Annotated in this window: 14 protein-coding genes and 1 other annotated feature; all 14 genes read left to right on the forward strand. The window is 46.0% G+C overall.

The features are described from left to right. The first annotated feature begins 60 nt into the window (after nt 1-60). The 14 genes from sigH to rpsG all read left to right on the forward strand — a co-directional run bounded on the left by sigH (nt 61) and on the right by rpsG (nt 14,078). Entirely contained in the window at nt 61-711 is a 651-nt protein-coding gene (gene sigH / locus AB1K89_RS10170; protein WP_413054656.1) for an RNA polymerase sporulation sigma factor SigH, read from the forward strand. A 137-nt stretch (nt 712-848) separates the two neighbouring features. Further along, nucleotides 849-998, forward strand: a complete 150-nt coding sequence (rpmG, locus tag AB1K89_RS10175; RefSeq protein ID WP_251695529.1) for a 50S ribosomal protein L33 — start codon at nt 849-851, stop codon at nt 996-998. Nucleotides 999-1,037: 39 nt separating this feature from the next. Beyond that, a complete protein-coding gene (gene secE / locus AB1K89_RS10180; protein ID WP_413054657.1) occupies nt 1,038-1,223 on the forward strand; it encodes a preprotein translocase subunit SecE in 186 nt (61 codons plus the stop codon). Between the two features lie 164 nt (nt 1,224-1,387). After that, nucleotides 1,388-1,921, forward strand: a complete 534-nt coding sequence (nusG, locus tag AB1K89_RS10185; protein WP_413054658.1) for a transcription termination/antitermination protein NusG — start codon at nt 1,388-1,390, stop codon at nt 1,919-1,921. Between the two features lie 171 nt (nt 1,922-2,092). Further along, on the forward strand, nt 2,093-2,518 hold the full coding sequence (gene rplK, locus AB1K89_RS10190; RefSeq protein WP_060203386.1) for a 50S ribosomal protein L11: 426 nt from the start codon (nt 2,093-2,095) through the stop codon (nt 2,516-2,518). A 117-nt stretch (nt 2,519-2,635) separates the two neighbouring features. Next, nucleotides 2,636-3,334, forward strand: a complete 699-nt coding sequence (rplA, locus tag AB1K89_RS10195) for a 50S ribosomal protein L1 (protein ID WP_413054659.1) — start codon at nt 2,636-2,638, stop codon at nt 3,332-3,334. 45 nt (nt 3,335-3,379) lie between these two features. After that, nucleotides 3,380-3,526: a sequence feature (ribosomal protein L10 leader region), on the forward strand. A 32-nt stretch (nt 3,527-3,558) separates the two neighbouring features. Continuing rightward, nucleotides 3,559-4,059: a 50S ribosomal protein L10 gene (rplJ, locus tag AB1K89_RS10200; protein ID WP_413054660.1), complete on the forward strand. Its 501-nt coding sequence runs from the start codon at nt 3,559-3,561 to the stop codon at nt 4,057-4,059. 79 nt (nt 4,060-4,138) lie between these two features. Further along, nucleotides 4,139-4,504: a 50S ribosomal protein L7/L12 gene (gene rplL / locus AB1K89_RS10205; RefSeq protein WP_413054661.1), complete on the forward strand. Its 366-nt coding sequence runs from the start codon at nt 4,139-4,141 to the stop codon at nt 4,502-4,504. Nucleotides 4,505-4,607: 103 nt separating this feature from the next. Then, nucleotides 4,608-5,216, forward strand: coding sequence for a class I SAM-dependent methyltransferase (locus AB1K89_RS10210; protein WP_413054662.1), 609 nt, complete (start codon nt 4,608-4,610; stop codon nt 5,214-5,216). 212 nt (nt 5,217-5,428) lie between these two features. Further along, nucleotides 5,429-8,971, forward strand: a complete 3,543-nt coding sequence (rpoB, locus tag AB1K89_RS10215; protein WP_413054663.1) for a DNA-directed RNA polymerase subunit beta — start codon at nt 5,429-5,431, stop codon at nt 8,969-8,971. A gap of 109 nt (nt 8,972-9,080) precedes the next feature. Continuing rightward, nucleotides 9,081-12,671: a DNA-directed RNA polymerase subunit beta' gene (gene rpoC, locus AB1K89_RS10220; RefSeq protein ID WP_413054664.1), complete on the forward strand. Its 3,591-nt coding sequence runs from the start codon at nt 9,081-9,083 to the stop codon at nt 12,669-12,671. A gap of 126 nt (nt 12,672-12,797) precedes the next feature. Next, nucleotides 12,798-13,046 (forward strand): ribosomal L7Ae/L30e/S12e/Gadd45 family protein, encoded by a 249-nt coding sequence (locus AB1K89_RS10225; protein ID WP_252504717.1) that lies wholly within the window; start codon nt 12,798-12,800, stop codon nt 13,044-13,046. Nucleotides 13,047-13,149: 103 nt separating this feature from the next. Then, complete coding sequence (rpsL, locus tag AB1K89_RS10230; RefSeq protein WP_251627860.1) at nt 13,150-13,572, forward strand: 30S ribosomal protein S12; 423 nt, start codon at nt 13,150-13,152, stop codon at nt 13,570-13,572. Nucleotides 13,573-13,607: 35 nt separating this feature from the next. Further along, nucleotides 13,608-14,078 carry a 30S ribosomal protein S7 gene (rpsG, locus tag AB1K89_RS10235; RefSeq protein ID WP_207959161.1) on the forward strand — a complete coding sequence of 157 codons (471 nt, stop codon included), beginning with the start codon at nt 13,608-13,610 and terminating at the stop codon, nt 14,076-14,078. Nucleotides 14,079-14,174 lie beyond the last annotated feature (96 nt).

Genomic DNA, 14,174 nt, shown 5'->3' on the forward strand with positions numbered 1-14,174 from the left:
GCAAAATTTTTCCATACGGTATACTGATTGAAATGGCAATAACGAATCGGGGTGTGGTGATTGGCGGGAAATGTATACGTTCAAGGGGGTACATCTGATTTCACCGGGCTATCCGATGAAGAGCTTTTAGTTCGTATTCATGAGGGCAGCACGGACGCGCTAGATTTCCTTATTACCAAATATCAATCTTTTGTTAAAATGAAAGCGCGCTCATATTTCATGATGGGCGGCGACCGGGAGGATATCATTCAAGAAGGGATGATCGGCCTCTACAAAGCGATCCGCGATTTCAGGATGGATCGGCTTGCTTCATTCCGGGCATTTGCGGAGCTATGCATCACAAGACAAATCATCACGGCCATCAAGACGGCGACAAGGCAGAAGCATATTCCGCTGAATACGTCAGTATCGCTGGACAAGCCTGTGTTCGATGAGGAATCTGACCGCACTTTGCTTGATGTCATTTCCGGGTCTGTAATCGATGACCCAGAAGATTTGATGATCCATAAGGAGGACTTCATCCATATGGAGGGGGAAATCAACAAAGTGTTGAGTGGACTTGAAAAACAGGTCCTATCACTCTATCTGGAAGGTCAGTCCTATCAGGAAATATCGGATGAACTAAACCGGCAAGTAAAATCCGTGGACAATGCGCTGCAACGCATCAAGCGGAAACTTGAACGGCATATGCAAGTGGATGTCGTGCATTAAAGCATGTCCGAAAGGTGTTGCCAATCAATTTCCATCGTGTTGACATCATGAATATTAGGTGGTACTCTTTAGCAAGGCAATGACTGTGTACTTAGACTGTCGAGAATAGTTGCACGACGGAAGTTCAAGGTGAAAAAATGTCTAAAAAACTGATTTTATGCTGTGATCGCTGCGGGTCAAGAAATTATGTCATCCCTGCGGGGAACAAACAGACGACGGTCCGGTTCACAGTGAAAAAGTTTTGCAATCAATGCAATGAACATACAGAACATAAACAAACAATCTAGTTGCAGTAATATACTTAGTGTTCGGAGGTCTACGATTGAATGGGTAAGGTAACCGGCTTTTTAAAAGATGTCGTCTCTGAAATGCGGAAGGTCAGCTGGCCGAAACGGAAAGAATTGACACGTTATACGATTGTCGTTATCAGTACAGTCGTCTTCATGGCGGTTTATTTCGGTCTCGTCGATTTGGGCATTTCAGAAGTCATGGAATGGTATCTTGCGTTATAATAGGACAGCGTGAATATCCTTGTTGAAAAATATCCCGTCTTGTCACATGAACGGGTTTTTTCATTTCTCGGAAATTTATAGAGACTAATCGGCTTATATACGGGGAATTTATTAGTAAGATCTTAAAAGGAGGGACGGACACAAAGTCCTACGTCATTATGGAAATGGAGAAAAATTGGTACGTCGTCCACACGTATTCAGGTTATGAAAATAAGGTGAAAGCCAACCTTGAAAAACGTGTCGAGACGATGGGTATGCAAGATAAAATATTCCGTGTCGTCATCCCTGAAGAGCAAGAAACGGACTTCAAAGATGGCAAGAAACGGACAGTTATGAAAAAGACATTCCCTGGATACGTCCTTGTGGAACTAATCATGACAGACGATTCTTGGTATGTCGTCCGTAACACGCCAGGCGTGACGGGCTTCATCGGGTCATCTGGCGGAGGGGCGAAACCAACACCGCTCTTGCCGGAAGAAGTCGATTTCATCCTCAAACAGATGGGCATGAAAGAACGGAAAGTCGAAGCTGACTTCGAAGTTGGCGAAGTGATCGAAGTGCTTGAAGGACCGTTCGCGCACTTCCAAGGAAAAGTGGAAGAAATCGATCAGGACAAAGGCAAAGTCCGAGTGTCCGTCGACATGTTCGGCAGAGAGACGATTATGGAACTTGACTTTGAACAAGTTGAAAAAATTTAAGAGATTACTACTTGCAAGAAGCGCATAATAGTGGTATCATTTCAAAGGTCAGACTGTAAACAGAACAGACTGGACGGATTAACTAAATTCTACCGGATCAAACCGGCAGGCACATATTGAGTGGGAGGGGCAACCCAATTACCACATCACGGACTTAAGGAGGTGTGTCTCGTGGCTAAAAAAGTAACCAAAATCGTTAAATTGCAAATCCCTGCAGGTAAAGCTAACCCAGCTCCACCGGTTGGACCGGCACTAGGTCAAGCTGGCGTTAACATCATGGGCTTCTGTAAAGATTTCAACGCACGTACAGCGGATCAAGCAGGTCTAATCATTCCTGTTGAAATAACTGTATTTGAGGACCGTTCATTCACATTTATTACAAAAACTCCACCAGCAGCAGTATTGCTGAAAGTTGCAGCTAATCTTCAAAAAGGTTCAGGCGAACCTAACAAAAAGAAGGTAGCTACTGTAAAACGTGATAAAGTTCGCGAAATTGCAGAACAAAAGATGCAGGATCTAAACGCAGCATCGGTTGAAGCGGCGATGGCAATGGTTGAAGGTACTGCACGCAGTATGGGAATCACAATCGAAGACTGATTGCGATAACACCATGGCGCGGTTCTTTGTAGTGGGGGTTGCTGTTCCTTGGAACACGCAACCCTTATTCGTGGGAGGTTCAATCCGTTAAAACCACAAACGAGGAGGAAATTTATAATGGCTAAAAGAGGTAAAAAATTCACTGAGGCGGCAAAACTTGTAGATCGCACACAAGTGTATGACTATAAAGAAGCGATCGAGCTTGCAAAGAAAACAAGCACGGTCAACTTTGACGCAACTGTTGAAGTCGCATTCCGTCTTGGAATCGACACTCGTAAAAACGATCAACAAATCCGTGGAGCAGTAGTGCTTCCAAACGGAACTGGTAAAACTCAACGCGTTCTTGTTTTCGCAAAAGGCGAAAAGTTGAAAGAAGCGGAAGCTGCAGGTGCAGACTTCGTTGGTGATGCAGAATACATCACTAAAATCCAACAAGGATGGTTCGACTTCGATGTTATCGTTGCGACTCCAGACATGATGGGCGAAGTTGGTAAAATTGGTCGTGTGTTAGGACCAAAAGGCTTAATGCCAAACCCTAAAACAGGTACAGTAACATTTGATGTTGCTAAAGCTGTTGCAGAAATCAAAGCAGGTAAAGTTGAATACCGTGCGGACAAAGCTGGTATCATCCACGCTCCAATCGGAAAAGCTTCTTTCGATAACGAAAAGCTTGAAGAAAACTTCCAAACTGTTTTTGAAACGATCCAAAAAGCGAAACCAGCTGCAGCTAAAGGAACTTACATGAAGTCAGTGAATATCACTACTACAATGGGTCCTGCGGTTAAAGTTGATCCGTCAACTGTAGTTGTAAAATAAAAACGTTGACAAGCTTGAAATCTTATAGTAAGATTTCGTTTGTTGCAAACTAAATCATTTGTACCGTAGACAGCAGGGGCGTATCAGCTTAATCATCCTGCCGAGGACAAGACGCTCTTTTATGTAAAAGATGACGACTTTTCAGCCCTCGTGGTCTACTTTGTGGATTGCGAGGGCTTTTCATATCGGTATAAATGACCCGAATTCTTACAGGAGGTGTCAAGATGAGCAAAGTATTAGAAGCTAAACAAGCGGTAGTTGAAGAGATCTCAAGCAAATTGAAATCATCGGTTTCCGTTGTCGTAGTCGACTATCGTGGTCTTAACGTGAGCCAAGTAACGGAACTTCGTAAACAGCTTCGTGAAGCAGGCATCGACTTCAAAGTTTACAAAAACTCAATGTCACGCCGTGCTGCTGAAGCGGCTGGACTTGAAGGGTTGAGTGAGCATTTGGTAGGTCCGAACGCAATCGCATTCTCGACAGAAGATGTTATTGCTCCTGCTAAAATCCTTAACGACTTCGCTAAGAAGAACGACAAGCTTGAAATCAAAGCAGGCGTGATCGAAGGAAACGTCGCTTCTGTTGAAGATGTCAAAGCATTGGCGGAACTTCCATCACGCGAAGGACTTCTTTCCATGCTACTCAGCGTTCTACAAGCTCCAATGCGCAACTTCGCGCTTGCAACAAAAGCTGTTGCAGAGCAAAAAGAGGAACAAGGCGCTTAAGTTTACTCAAGTGGCCTGAACGACAAAAAAATGCGGGGTAATCCCCGACAAAACAAAACCTATCTAGGAGGAAAATATAATGACTAAAGAACAAATCCTTGACGCGATTAAAGAAATGACAGTTCTTGATTTGAACGACCTTGTAAAAGCAATCGAAGAAGAATTCGGCGTAACTGCTGCAGCTCCAGTTGCAATGGTTGGCGGAGCAGGTGCTGGTGAAGCTGCTGCTGAGCAAACTGAATTTGACGTAGTTCTTGCATCTGCTGGAGATCAAAAAATCAAAGTTATCAAAGTTGTTCGCGAAATCACTGGCCTAGGCTTGAAAGAAGCGAAAGAAGTAGTTGATAACGCTCCTAAAGCAATCAAAGAAGGCGTTTCTAAAGAAGAAGCTGAAGAAATGAAAGCGAAACTTGAAGAAGTTGGCGCTGGCGTAGAAGTTAAGTAATCATTGAATAATGAAGAAAGGCTCGTCAAACTGGACGGGCTTTTCTTCGTTTTTTTATCTACAAGGAAAAATGGGTAACCTTTCGGGAGGAAGGAGAATTAGTATGGCTGAACATTACTACTCTAAAAATCCAACGGTGAAAAGCGATCCGAAGGAATGGCAAGTTACATTGCGTAACAACCGGCTGCGTTTCAAGACAGATGCAGGCGTATTCAGTAAAGGGGAAGTGGATTTTGGTTCCCGTCTGTTAGCGGAGTCATTCGCTATGCCTACCGTAGCAGGTGACGTGTTGGATGTCGGCTGTGGATATGGACCAATCGGATTATCGATCGCCGCATCTTTTCCGGACCGGAACGTTCAAATGGTCGATGTCAACGAAAGGGCGATGGCGCTGGCAAGCAAAAACGCAGAACTAAACGGCATAAAGAATGTGTCGGTTTACCCGAGCGATGCATTGTCGGCTGTGGAGGCGGAAGGTTTCGCTGCGATATTGACGAACCCTCCTATCCGGGCAGGAAAAGAGACGGTATTCAAAATCTACGATGGTGCTTTTTCCAAATTGGCTGCCGGTGGAGAACTGTGGGTCGTCATTCAGAAGAAACAAGGAGCTCCTTCGACAATAGCGCATTTAACGGAGATTTTCGGAAATGTAGAAACTGTGGATAAGAAAAAAGGATATTTTATACTTAAATCCCGAAAAATCTTGACGTGAGAATCTTCTTGTGCTAGTATTGTAAAATGCATAAATAATATAATGCGGTCGTGTGCCCTTTTGCATAAGTTTTGGAAAACTAAGGCATACTGGCAATGGATAAAGATTGTTAAACCGAAAATGAGCTCTTGCCAGAACTCGTTTTCTTTTTGTTTTTTCGATATCATACACTATTTTTATGATTTCGCAAAGGACTAATATTGTTTTGAGGGGTGAAAGAGTTGACAGGTCATTTAGTTCAGTATGGTCAACACCGTCAGCGCAGGAGTTTCGCGCGGATCAATGAAGTTCTCGAGCTGCCGAATTTGATTGAAATCCAGACGGCATCTTATGAGTGGTTCTTGGAAGAAGGATTGCGGGAAATGTTCCGTGATATTTCTCCAATCCAGGATTTCACAGGTAATCTTTCTTTGGAATTCATTGATTATCAACTTGGTGAACCGAAATACCCTGTTGATGAATCGAAAGAGCGTGACGTTACGTATGCAGCTCCGCTCCGCGTAAAAGTGCGCTTGCATAACAAAGAAACGGAAGAAGTGAAGGAACAGGACGTTTTCATGGGCGACTTCCCACTTATGACAGAAAACGGGACGTTCATCATCAATGGTGCGGAAAGGGTCATCGTATCCCAGCTCGTCCGATCTCCGAGCGTCTACTTCAACGATAAGACAGACAAGAACGGAAAGCGTGGATTTGCTGCGACTGTCATTCCGAACCGCGGTGCGTGGCTCGAGTATGAAACGGACGCAAAAGATGTTGTCCACGTCCGGATCGATCGTACCCGTAAATTGCCAATTACCGTTCTTCTCCGTGCACTCGGGTTTTCGACGGATCAAGAAATCATCGATTTGATCGGAGACAACGAGTACTTGAGAAATACGCTCGAAAAGGATAACACGGAAACTTCGGAAAAGGCTTTGCTTGAAATCTATGAACGCCTTCGTCCTGGCGAACCGCCTACATTGGATAGCGCGAAGAGCCTGCTATACTCCCGCTTCTTCGACCCGAAAAGGTACGATTTGGCGAATGTCGGGCGGTATAAAATGAACAAAAAGCTTCATCTGCAAAACCGTCTGTTCAATCAAACGGTTGCAGAAACGCTTGCAGACCCTGAAACAGGTGAAATTCTACTTGAGAAGGATCAAATGATCGACCGTAGGACATTGGACCGCCTATTGCCTCACCTTGAAAAAGGGGTTGGCATCCAGGAAGTAACACATGTCGGTGGGGTTCTGGATGAAAACATTACGATCCAGACGATCAAAATCTACGCTCCGAAGAGTGAAGAGAAGCAAGTGATCAATGTCATCTCGAATGCGAGCATCGATGAGTCGGTGAAAAATGTGACACCTGCAGATATCGTCGCTTCCATCAGCTATTTCTTCAACTTGCTCCATGGAGTCGGAAATACGGATGATATCGACCATCTCGGAAATCGTCGTTTACGTTCGGTTGGCGAATTGCTGCAAAACCAATTCCGGATCGGTTTATCTCGTATGGAACGTGTCGTTAAAGAACGTATGTCCATCAACGACACTCAATCGATCGTACCTCAGCAATTGATCAATATCAGACCGGTCATCGCTTCCATCAAGGAATTCTTTGGTAGCTCACAGCTTTCTCAATTCATGGATCAGACGAATCCGCTTGCCGAATTGACGCATAAGCGACGTCTGTCAGCACTCGGACCAGGCGGATTGACAAGGGAGCGTGCGGGCATGGAAGTCCGTGACGTTCACTATTCCCACTATGGACGCATGTGTCCGATTGAAACGCCGGAAGGTCCGAACATCGGATTGATCAACTCCCTTTCTACGTTTGCGAGAGTGAACAAGTTCGGTTTCATTGAAACTCCTTATCGGAAGGTTGACCCTGAAACTGGGCGAGTCACTCACCAAATCGACTATTTGACTGCGGATATCGAGGATAACTACGTCGTTGCACAGGCGAACGCGCCGCTTAATGAAGACGGTTCCTACGTCAACGAAGAAGTTGTCGGACGTTTCCAAGGGGATAATACAGTATTCAAGCGTGAGCAAATCGACTATATGGACGTATCTCCAAAACAAGTCGTCTCTGCAGCGACTGCTTGTATCCCGTTCCTTGAAAACGATGACTCCAACCGTGCCCTAATGGGTGCGAACATGCAACGTCAAGCGGTACCTTTGTTAAATCCAGAAGCCCCGTTCGTCGGCACTGGAATGGAACATGTGTCAGCACGTGACTCCGGAGCTGCGGTAATTGCGAAATATCACGGAATTGTCGAGCACGTAGAAGCGAAGGAAATCCGTGTCCGCCGTATTGAAACGGTCGATGGCAAAGAAGTGAAAGGCGACTTGACGATTTACAGACTTGATAACTTCATCCGCTCCAACCAAGGGACTTGCTATAACCAACGTCCGATCGTCAGCGTCGGAGATCGTGTAAAACCACGCGATATCCTAGCAGACGGACCTTCGATGGATAAAGGGGAACTTGCTTTGGGCCGTAACGTCCTCACTGCCTTCATGACGTGGGACGGTTACAACTATGAAGATGCCATCATCATGAGTGAACGACTCGTGAAGGATGATGTGTTTACATCGATCCATATCGAAGAGTATGAATCAGAAGCAAGGGACACGAAACTCGGACCTGAAGAAATTACGAGGGACATCCCGAACGTCGGAGAAGAAGCGCTTCGCAACCTAGACGATCGCGGTATCATCCGTATCGGTGCAGAAGTTCGCGATGGCGACATCCTCGTCGGAAAAGTGACACCTAAAGGGGTTACTGAACTGACAGCTGAGGAAAGACTCCTTCATGCAATCTTCGGCGAAAAGGCCCGTGAAGTGCGAGACACTTCCTTACGTGTTCCTCACGGAGCAGGCGGTATTGTTCTTGATGTAAAAGTGTTCAATCGTGAAGATGGGGACGAATTGCCGCCGGGCGTCAATCAGCTCGTACGTGCGTACATCGTACAGAAGCGTAAAATCTCCGTAGGGGATAAGATGGCTGGACGACACGGTAACAAAGGGGTTATTTCACGCATCCTGCCTGAATCGGATATGCCATATCTTCCAGACGGCACGCCGATCGATGTCATGTTGAACCCGCTTGGGGTACCATCTCGTATGAACATCGGACAGGTATTGGAAATGCATCTAGGAATGGCTGCCCGGAATTTGGGTGTCCACATGGCTTCACCGGTATTTGACGGTGCGAATGAAGAAGATGTCTGGACGACAATGGAAGAAGCGGGCATGAACCGTGACGGAAAGACAATCCTTTATGATGGCCGTTCAGGAGAACCGTTTGATAGCCGCGTATCTGTCGGCGTCATGTACTTGATCAAGCTTGCGCACATGGTCGACGACAAGCTCCATGCTCGTTCGACTGGACCGTACTCGCTCGTTACGCAACAGCCGCTTGGAGGAAAAGCCCAATTCGGTGGACAGCGTTTCGGGGAGATGGAAGTGTGGGCACTTGAAGCTTATGGTGCTGCTTATACATTGCAAGAAATCCTTACCGTCAAATCAGATGACGTTGTCGGCCGCGTGAAAACGTACGAAGCGATCGTCAAAGGTCAAAGCGTTCCTCAACCGGGCGTTCCTGAATCGTTCAAAGTATTGATCAAAGAACTTCAGAGCCTTGGTTTGGACGTGAAGATGCTAACGGAAGAATTTGAAGAAATCGAAATGCGTGATCTTGATGATGACGATGATATGCAACCGACAGATGCATTGAATCTCATGGCTGAAGATCAAACAGTCTGATTGAAAATTATTTTTTAGAATTGGATAGGGGAGCTCCAAAACGCTCCTCTATTTTAACGATACTGATGAGAGTCCATCGCGGAGATAAGATAAGAGGGAGGTAGGCTCCTTGATAGATGTAAACAATTTTGAGTATATGAAAATCGGCCTTGCTTCACCGGATAAAATTCGTTCTTGGTCTTACGGTGAAGTGAAAAAGCCCGAAACGATCAACTATCGTACGTTAAAGCCCGAGAAAGACGGTCTGTTCTGTGAACGGATTTTCGGACCTACAAAAGACTGGGAATGTCACTGCGGAAAATATAAGCGCGTCCGTTACAAAGGCGTCGTCTGTGATCGATGCGGCGTCGAAGTGACAAGGCAAAAAGTGCGCCGTGAACGTATGGGGCACATCGAACTTGCAGCGCCGGTAACGCATATTTGGTATTTCAAAGGCATCCCGAGCAGAATGGGTCTTATTCTCGATATGACGCCACGTGCGTTGGAAGAAATCATTTATTTCGCATCTTACGTAGTCATCGACCCAGCAGACACGCCGCTTGAACGGAAACAATTGCTTTCCGAGAAGGAGTTCAGACTCTACCGTGAAAAGTACGGCTCTAAATTCCAGGCGCTTATGGGTGCTGAAGCGATTGAACAGCTTCTGATGGCAATCGATTTGGATAAAGAAACGGAAATGCTGAAGGAAGAGTTGAAGACAGTACAAGGTCAACGTCGTACTCGTGCGATCCGACGCTTGGAAGTCGTCGAATCTTTCCGTAACTCCGGAAACCGTCCGGAATGGATGGTTCTTGAAGTGTTGCCGGTCATTCCTCCAGAATTGCGCCCGATGGTACAGCTGGACGGCGGCCGTTTCGCAACATCAGATTTGAATGATCTTTACCGTAGGGTCATTAACCGTAACAACAGGTTGAAGCGTCTTCTTGACCTCGGTGCTCCTGGCATCATCGTACAGAATGAAAAGCGTATGTTGCAGGAAGCCGTCGATGCGCTCGTTGATAATGGACGACGCGGACGTCCGGTTACAGGACCAGGGAATCGTCCGTTGAAATCCCTCTCCCATATGTTGAAAGGGAAGCAAGGTCGTTTCCGTCAAAACTTATTGGGTAAACGTGTCGATTATTCAGGCCGTTCGGTAATTGTTGTCGGACCTAACTTGAAAATGTATCAATGTGGTCTTCCGAAAGAGATGGCAATTGAATTGTTCAAGCCTTTCGTCATGAAGGAATTGGTCGAACGCGGACTTGCCCATAACATTAAGAGTGCAAAACGCAAAATCGAACGTTTGCATTCCGAAGTATGGGATGTCCTCGAAGACGTCATTAAAGAGCACCCGGTACTATTGAACCGTGCCCCTACACTTCATAGACTTGGGATCCAGGCATTCGAGCCGATGCTAGTGGAAGGCCGAGCCATCCAACTTCATCCACTCGTATGTACGGCATACAACGCCGACTTTGACGGTGACCAAATGGCTGTTCACGTTCCGCTTTCTGCCGAAGCTCAAGCTGAGGCGCGCCTGCTTATGCTTGCTGCGCAAAACATCTTGAACCCGAAAGACGGAAAACCGGTCGTTACCCCTTCCCAGGACATGGTATTGGGTAACTACTACCTTACGTTGGAAAGGGCAGGGTCCATCGGCGAAGGAGCGATCTTCAGCAATATGAACGAGGCTTTGATTGCTTATCAAACTGGTCATGTTCATTTGCATACAAGAATCGCCATCCAAGCTGGTTCATTGAACAACCCGACCTTTACAGAAGAACAAAATCGCAAGCTTTTACTGACGACAGTCGGGAAGCTCATTTTCAATGAAATCCTTCCTGAAACGTTCCCGTACATCAATGAACCGACAAATCACAATCTACAGATTGAGACACCGGACAAATACTTCATTGATGGGGCTGTTGATGTAAGAGAATATATACGAAATGCTGAAATCGTTCTTCCGTTCCGTAAAAAGATTCTCGGGAATATCATCGCGGAAATCTTCAAGAAGTTCCACATTACGGAAACTTCGAGAATGCTGGACCGGATGAAAGATTTAGGTTTCAAATATTCAACTCGTGCAGGCATCACGGTCGGTATTTCGGACATCGTCGTATTGCCGAACAAAGATGAAATCTTGAAAGAAGCTCAAGATAAAGTAGATAAGGTGACGCAGCAATTCCGCCGTGGTCTTATTACTGAGGAAGAGCGTTATGACCGTGTCATTTCCTACTGGAGCAATGCGAAGGATGTCATCCAGGATAAACTGATGGACTCTCTTGAAAATACAAACCCTATTTACATGATGAGTGACTCAGGTGCCCGTGGTAACGCGTCCAACTTCACGCAGCTCGCAGGGATGCGTGGATTGATGGCCAACCCGGCAGGCCGGATCATCGAGTTGCCGATCAAGTCATCATTCCGTGAAGGTTTAACAGTACTCGAGTACTTCATTTCTACGCATGGTGCTCGTAAAGGTCTTGCGGATACAGCATTGAAAACTGCCGACTCCGGATACTTGACTCGTCGTCTCGTTGACGTTGCGCAAGACGTCATCGTACGTGAAGATGATTGCGGAACGGACAGAGGTCTGCTGATCAGCGCACTTACTGAAGGAACAGAAGTTATCGAAACGTTGGAAGAGCGTATTGAAGGCCGTCATGTGAAGAAAACAGTTCGTCATCCGGAAACGGGTGAAGTGATTGTTCCTAAAGACGGACTCGTCACTGCCGATCTTACAAGTGCAATCATCAACGCAGGCATCGAATCGGTTACGATCCGATCCGCATTTACTTGTAATACAAAGCACGGTGTTTGTAAAAAATGTTACGGCATCAACCTTGCAACAGGCGAAACAGTGGAAGTTGGCGAAGCGGTCGGAATCATCGCTGCACAATCAATCGGTGAGCCAGGTACACAGCTTACGATGCGTACATTCCATACAGGTGGAGTTGCCGGGGATGACATCACATCCGGTCTTCCGCGTATCCAGGAGATTTTCGAATCCCGGAATCCGAAAGGTCAAGCAGTCATCTCTGAGATCAAAGGGGAAGTCACTGAAATTGACGAAATCCGGGAAGGCCAGAAGGAAATTACAATTCAAGGGGAAGTCGAGACGCGTAAGTATCTCGCTCCATACAATGCCCGCTTGAAAGTGCAAGTCGGCGATTCAATCGATCGCGGGGACAGCATCACTGAAGGTTCCATCGATCCGAAAGAATTGATCATCGTTAAAGATGTTGCGACTGTACAAGAATACCTTCTTAAAGAAGTTCAGAAAGTATACCGTATGCAAGGTGTTGAAATCGGAGATAAGCACGTTGAAGTGATGGTTCGCCAAATGCTTCGAAAAGTGCGTGTCATCGAGGCTGGCGACACGGATCTTCTTCCGGGCTCGCTGCTCGATATCCACCAATTTGCAGAAGCGAATGCTGTCGTGTTGAAGAGCGGGAAAGTGCCGGCTACATCACGTCCGGTCATTCTCGGTATTACAAAAGCATCGCTTGAGACGGAATCCTTCCTATCAGCAGCATCCTTCCAAGAAACGACTCGCGTCTTAACCGATGCGGCAATCAAAGGAAAAACGGATGAATTGCTAGGATTGAAGGAGAACGTTATCATCGGTAAGCTAGTTCCAGCCGGAACGGGTATGCAACGCTATCGTCAGATTGAAATGGAACAAAACGAAGAGGCGGCAGCAGTAGTCGAATAAGCAAAGAATGAAATGGGGAGAGAAAAATCCTCTCCCCATTTTTTATTAATTGTTGACATGTATCTTCGCAGATGGTAATATACAAAAGGTTGATAGTTGAATGTCTGTACTTTGGAGGATGTACTAATGTCTTATGAAAAAGTCGAGCAGGCAAAGAAGACAATCATCGGTACAAAGCAAACAGTGAAAGCGATAAGATCTGGCGTGGTGAAGGAAGTCGTCATTGCGAGAGATGCTGAAGAGAAGCTGATCGATCCGGTAATCGGGGAAGCAGCCCATCACGGCATTCAAGTGAGTTATGTCGATTCGAGGGAAAAACTCGGTCAGGCATGCGGCATTCAAGTCGGTGCGTCCGTCGTCGCCATTACTGTATGATAGTTTTTGTGTGATTAAACACACAAAGACTTTGTTTTTACCCCAAAAATGAACCACCTGGATGTGTGGTCTTACAAAAAGCACAGTGAAAGGAGGAAATCCGATGCCTACAATTAACCAATTGGTCCGTAAACCTCGTAAATCGAAATCGGACAGTTCTAAGGCACCAGCACTCGGAAAAAGCTATAACAGCTTCAAAAAGTCGATGACAAATGTCAACTCGCCACAAAAAAGAGGTGTTTGTACTCGTGTGGGTACAATGACTCCGAAGAAACCGAACTCGGCTCTTCGTAAATATGCGCGTGTTCGTTTGACAAACACTTTGGAAGTGAACGCATATATCCCTGGTGAAGGTCACAACCTTCAAGAGCACAGCGTTGTTCTTATCCGCGGAGGACGTGTAAAAGACTTACCGGGTGTTCGTTACCACATCGTACGTGGAGCGCTTGATACTGCTGGAGTTACTGGCCGTATGCAAAGCCGTTCACAATACGGTGCGAAAAGACCAAAAGAAAAGAAAAACTAATAACGGAATGATTATTTCGAAAGGAGGAAAACAATATGCCTCGTAAAGGTCCTGTTGCAAAACGCGACGTACTACCGGATCCGATTTACAATTCGAAGCTTGTCACTCGTCTTATCAACAAAATGATGGTAGACGGTAAAAAAGGTACATCACAAAAAATCCTCTATGGTGCGTTTGAACTTGTGAAAGAACGCTCAGGTAAAGACCCTATAGAAGTATTTGAAGCGGCATTGAACAATGTTATGCCAGTACTTGAAGTACGTGCTCGCCGTGTCGGTGGTGCGAACTACCAAGTTCCGGTTGAAGTTCGTCCTGAACGTCGTACAACTCTCGGATTGCGTTATCTTGTGAACTACTCCCGTACACGCGGTGAGAAAACGATGGAAGAGCGTCTTGCGAATGAAATCCTTGATGCTTCCAACAACACAGGTGCATCCGTGAAACGCCGTGAAGAAATGCACAAGATGGCAGAAGCGAATAAAGCATTCGCTCACTATCGCTGGTAAGATCGGACGGTTTATCTTTATTCAGCTGAGATTCACGCTCCTTTGGGGAGCGAGGTGGACGCAATTTTGCATATCGCTCTATGGTGTCCAACTTCT

The organism is Sporosarcina pasadenensis (assembly GCF_047228845.1).
Taxonomy (GTDB): Bacteria; Bacillota; Bacilli; order Bacillales_A; family Planococcaceae; genus Sporosarcina.

Coding starts and splice junctions, on each gene's coding strand:
- nusG (WP_413054658.1), top strand. CDS start 1,388: ATGGAGAAAAATTGGTACGTCGTCCACACGTATTCAGGTTATGAAAAT.
- secE (WP_413054657.1), top strand. CDS start 1,038: ATGGGTAAGGTAACCGGCTTTTTAAAAGATGTCGTCTCTGAAATGCGG.
- AB1K89_RS10210 (WP_413054662.1), top strand. CDS start 4,608: ATGGCTGAACATTACTACTCTAAAAATCCAACGGTGAAAAGCGATCCG.
- rpmG (WP_251695529.1), top strand. CDS start 849: ATGTCTAAAAAACTGATTTTATGCTGTGATCGCTGCGGGTCAAGAAAT.
- rplL (WP_413054661.1), top strand. CDS start 4,139: ATGACTAAAGAACAAATCCTTGACGCGATTAAAGAAATGACAGTTCTT.
- rpsG (WP_207959161.1), top strand. CDS start 13,608: ATGCCTCGTAAAGGTCCTGTTGCAAAACGCGACGTACTACCGGATCCG.
- rplA (WP_413054659.1), top strand. CDS start 2,636: ATGGCTAAAAGAGGTAAAAAATTCACTGAGGCGGCAAAACTTGTAGAT.
- rpsL (WP_251627860.1), top strand. CDS start 13,150: ATGCCTACAATTAACCAATTGGTCCGTAAACCTCGTAAATCGAAATCG.
- AB1K89_RS10225 (WP_252504717.1), top strand. CDS start 12,798: ATGTCTTATGAAAAAGTCGAGCAGGCAAAGAAGACAATCATCGGTACA.
- rplJ (WP_413054660.1), top strand. CDS start 3,559: ATGAGCAAAGTATTAGAAGCTAAACAAGCGGTAGTTGAAGAGATCTCA.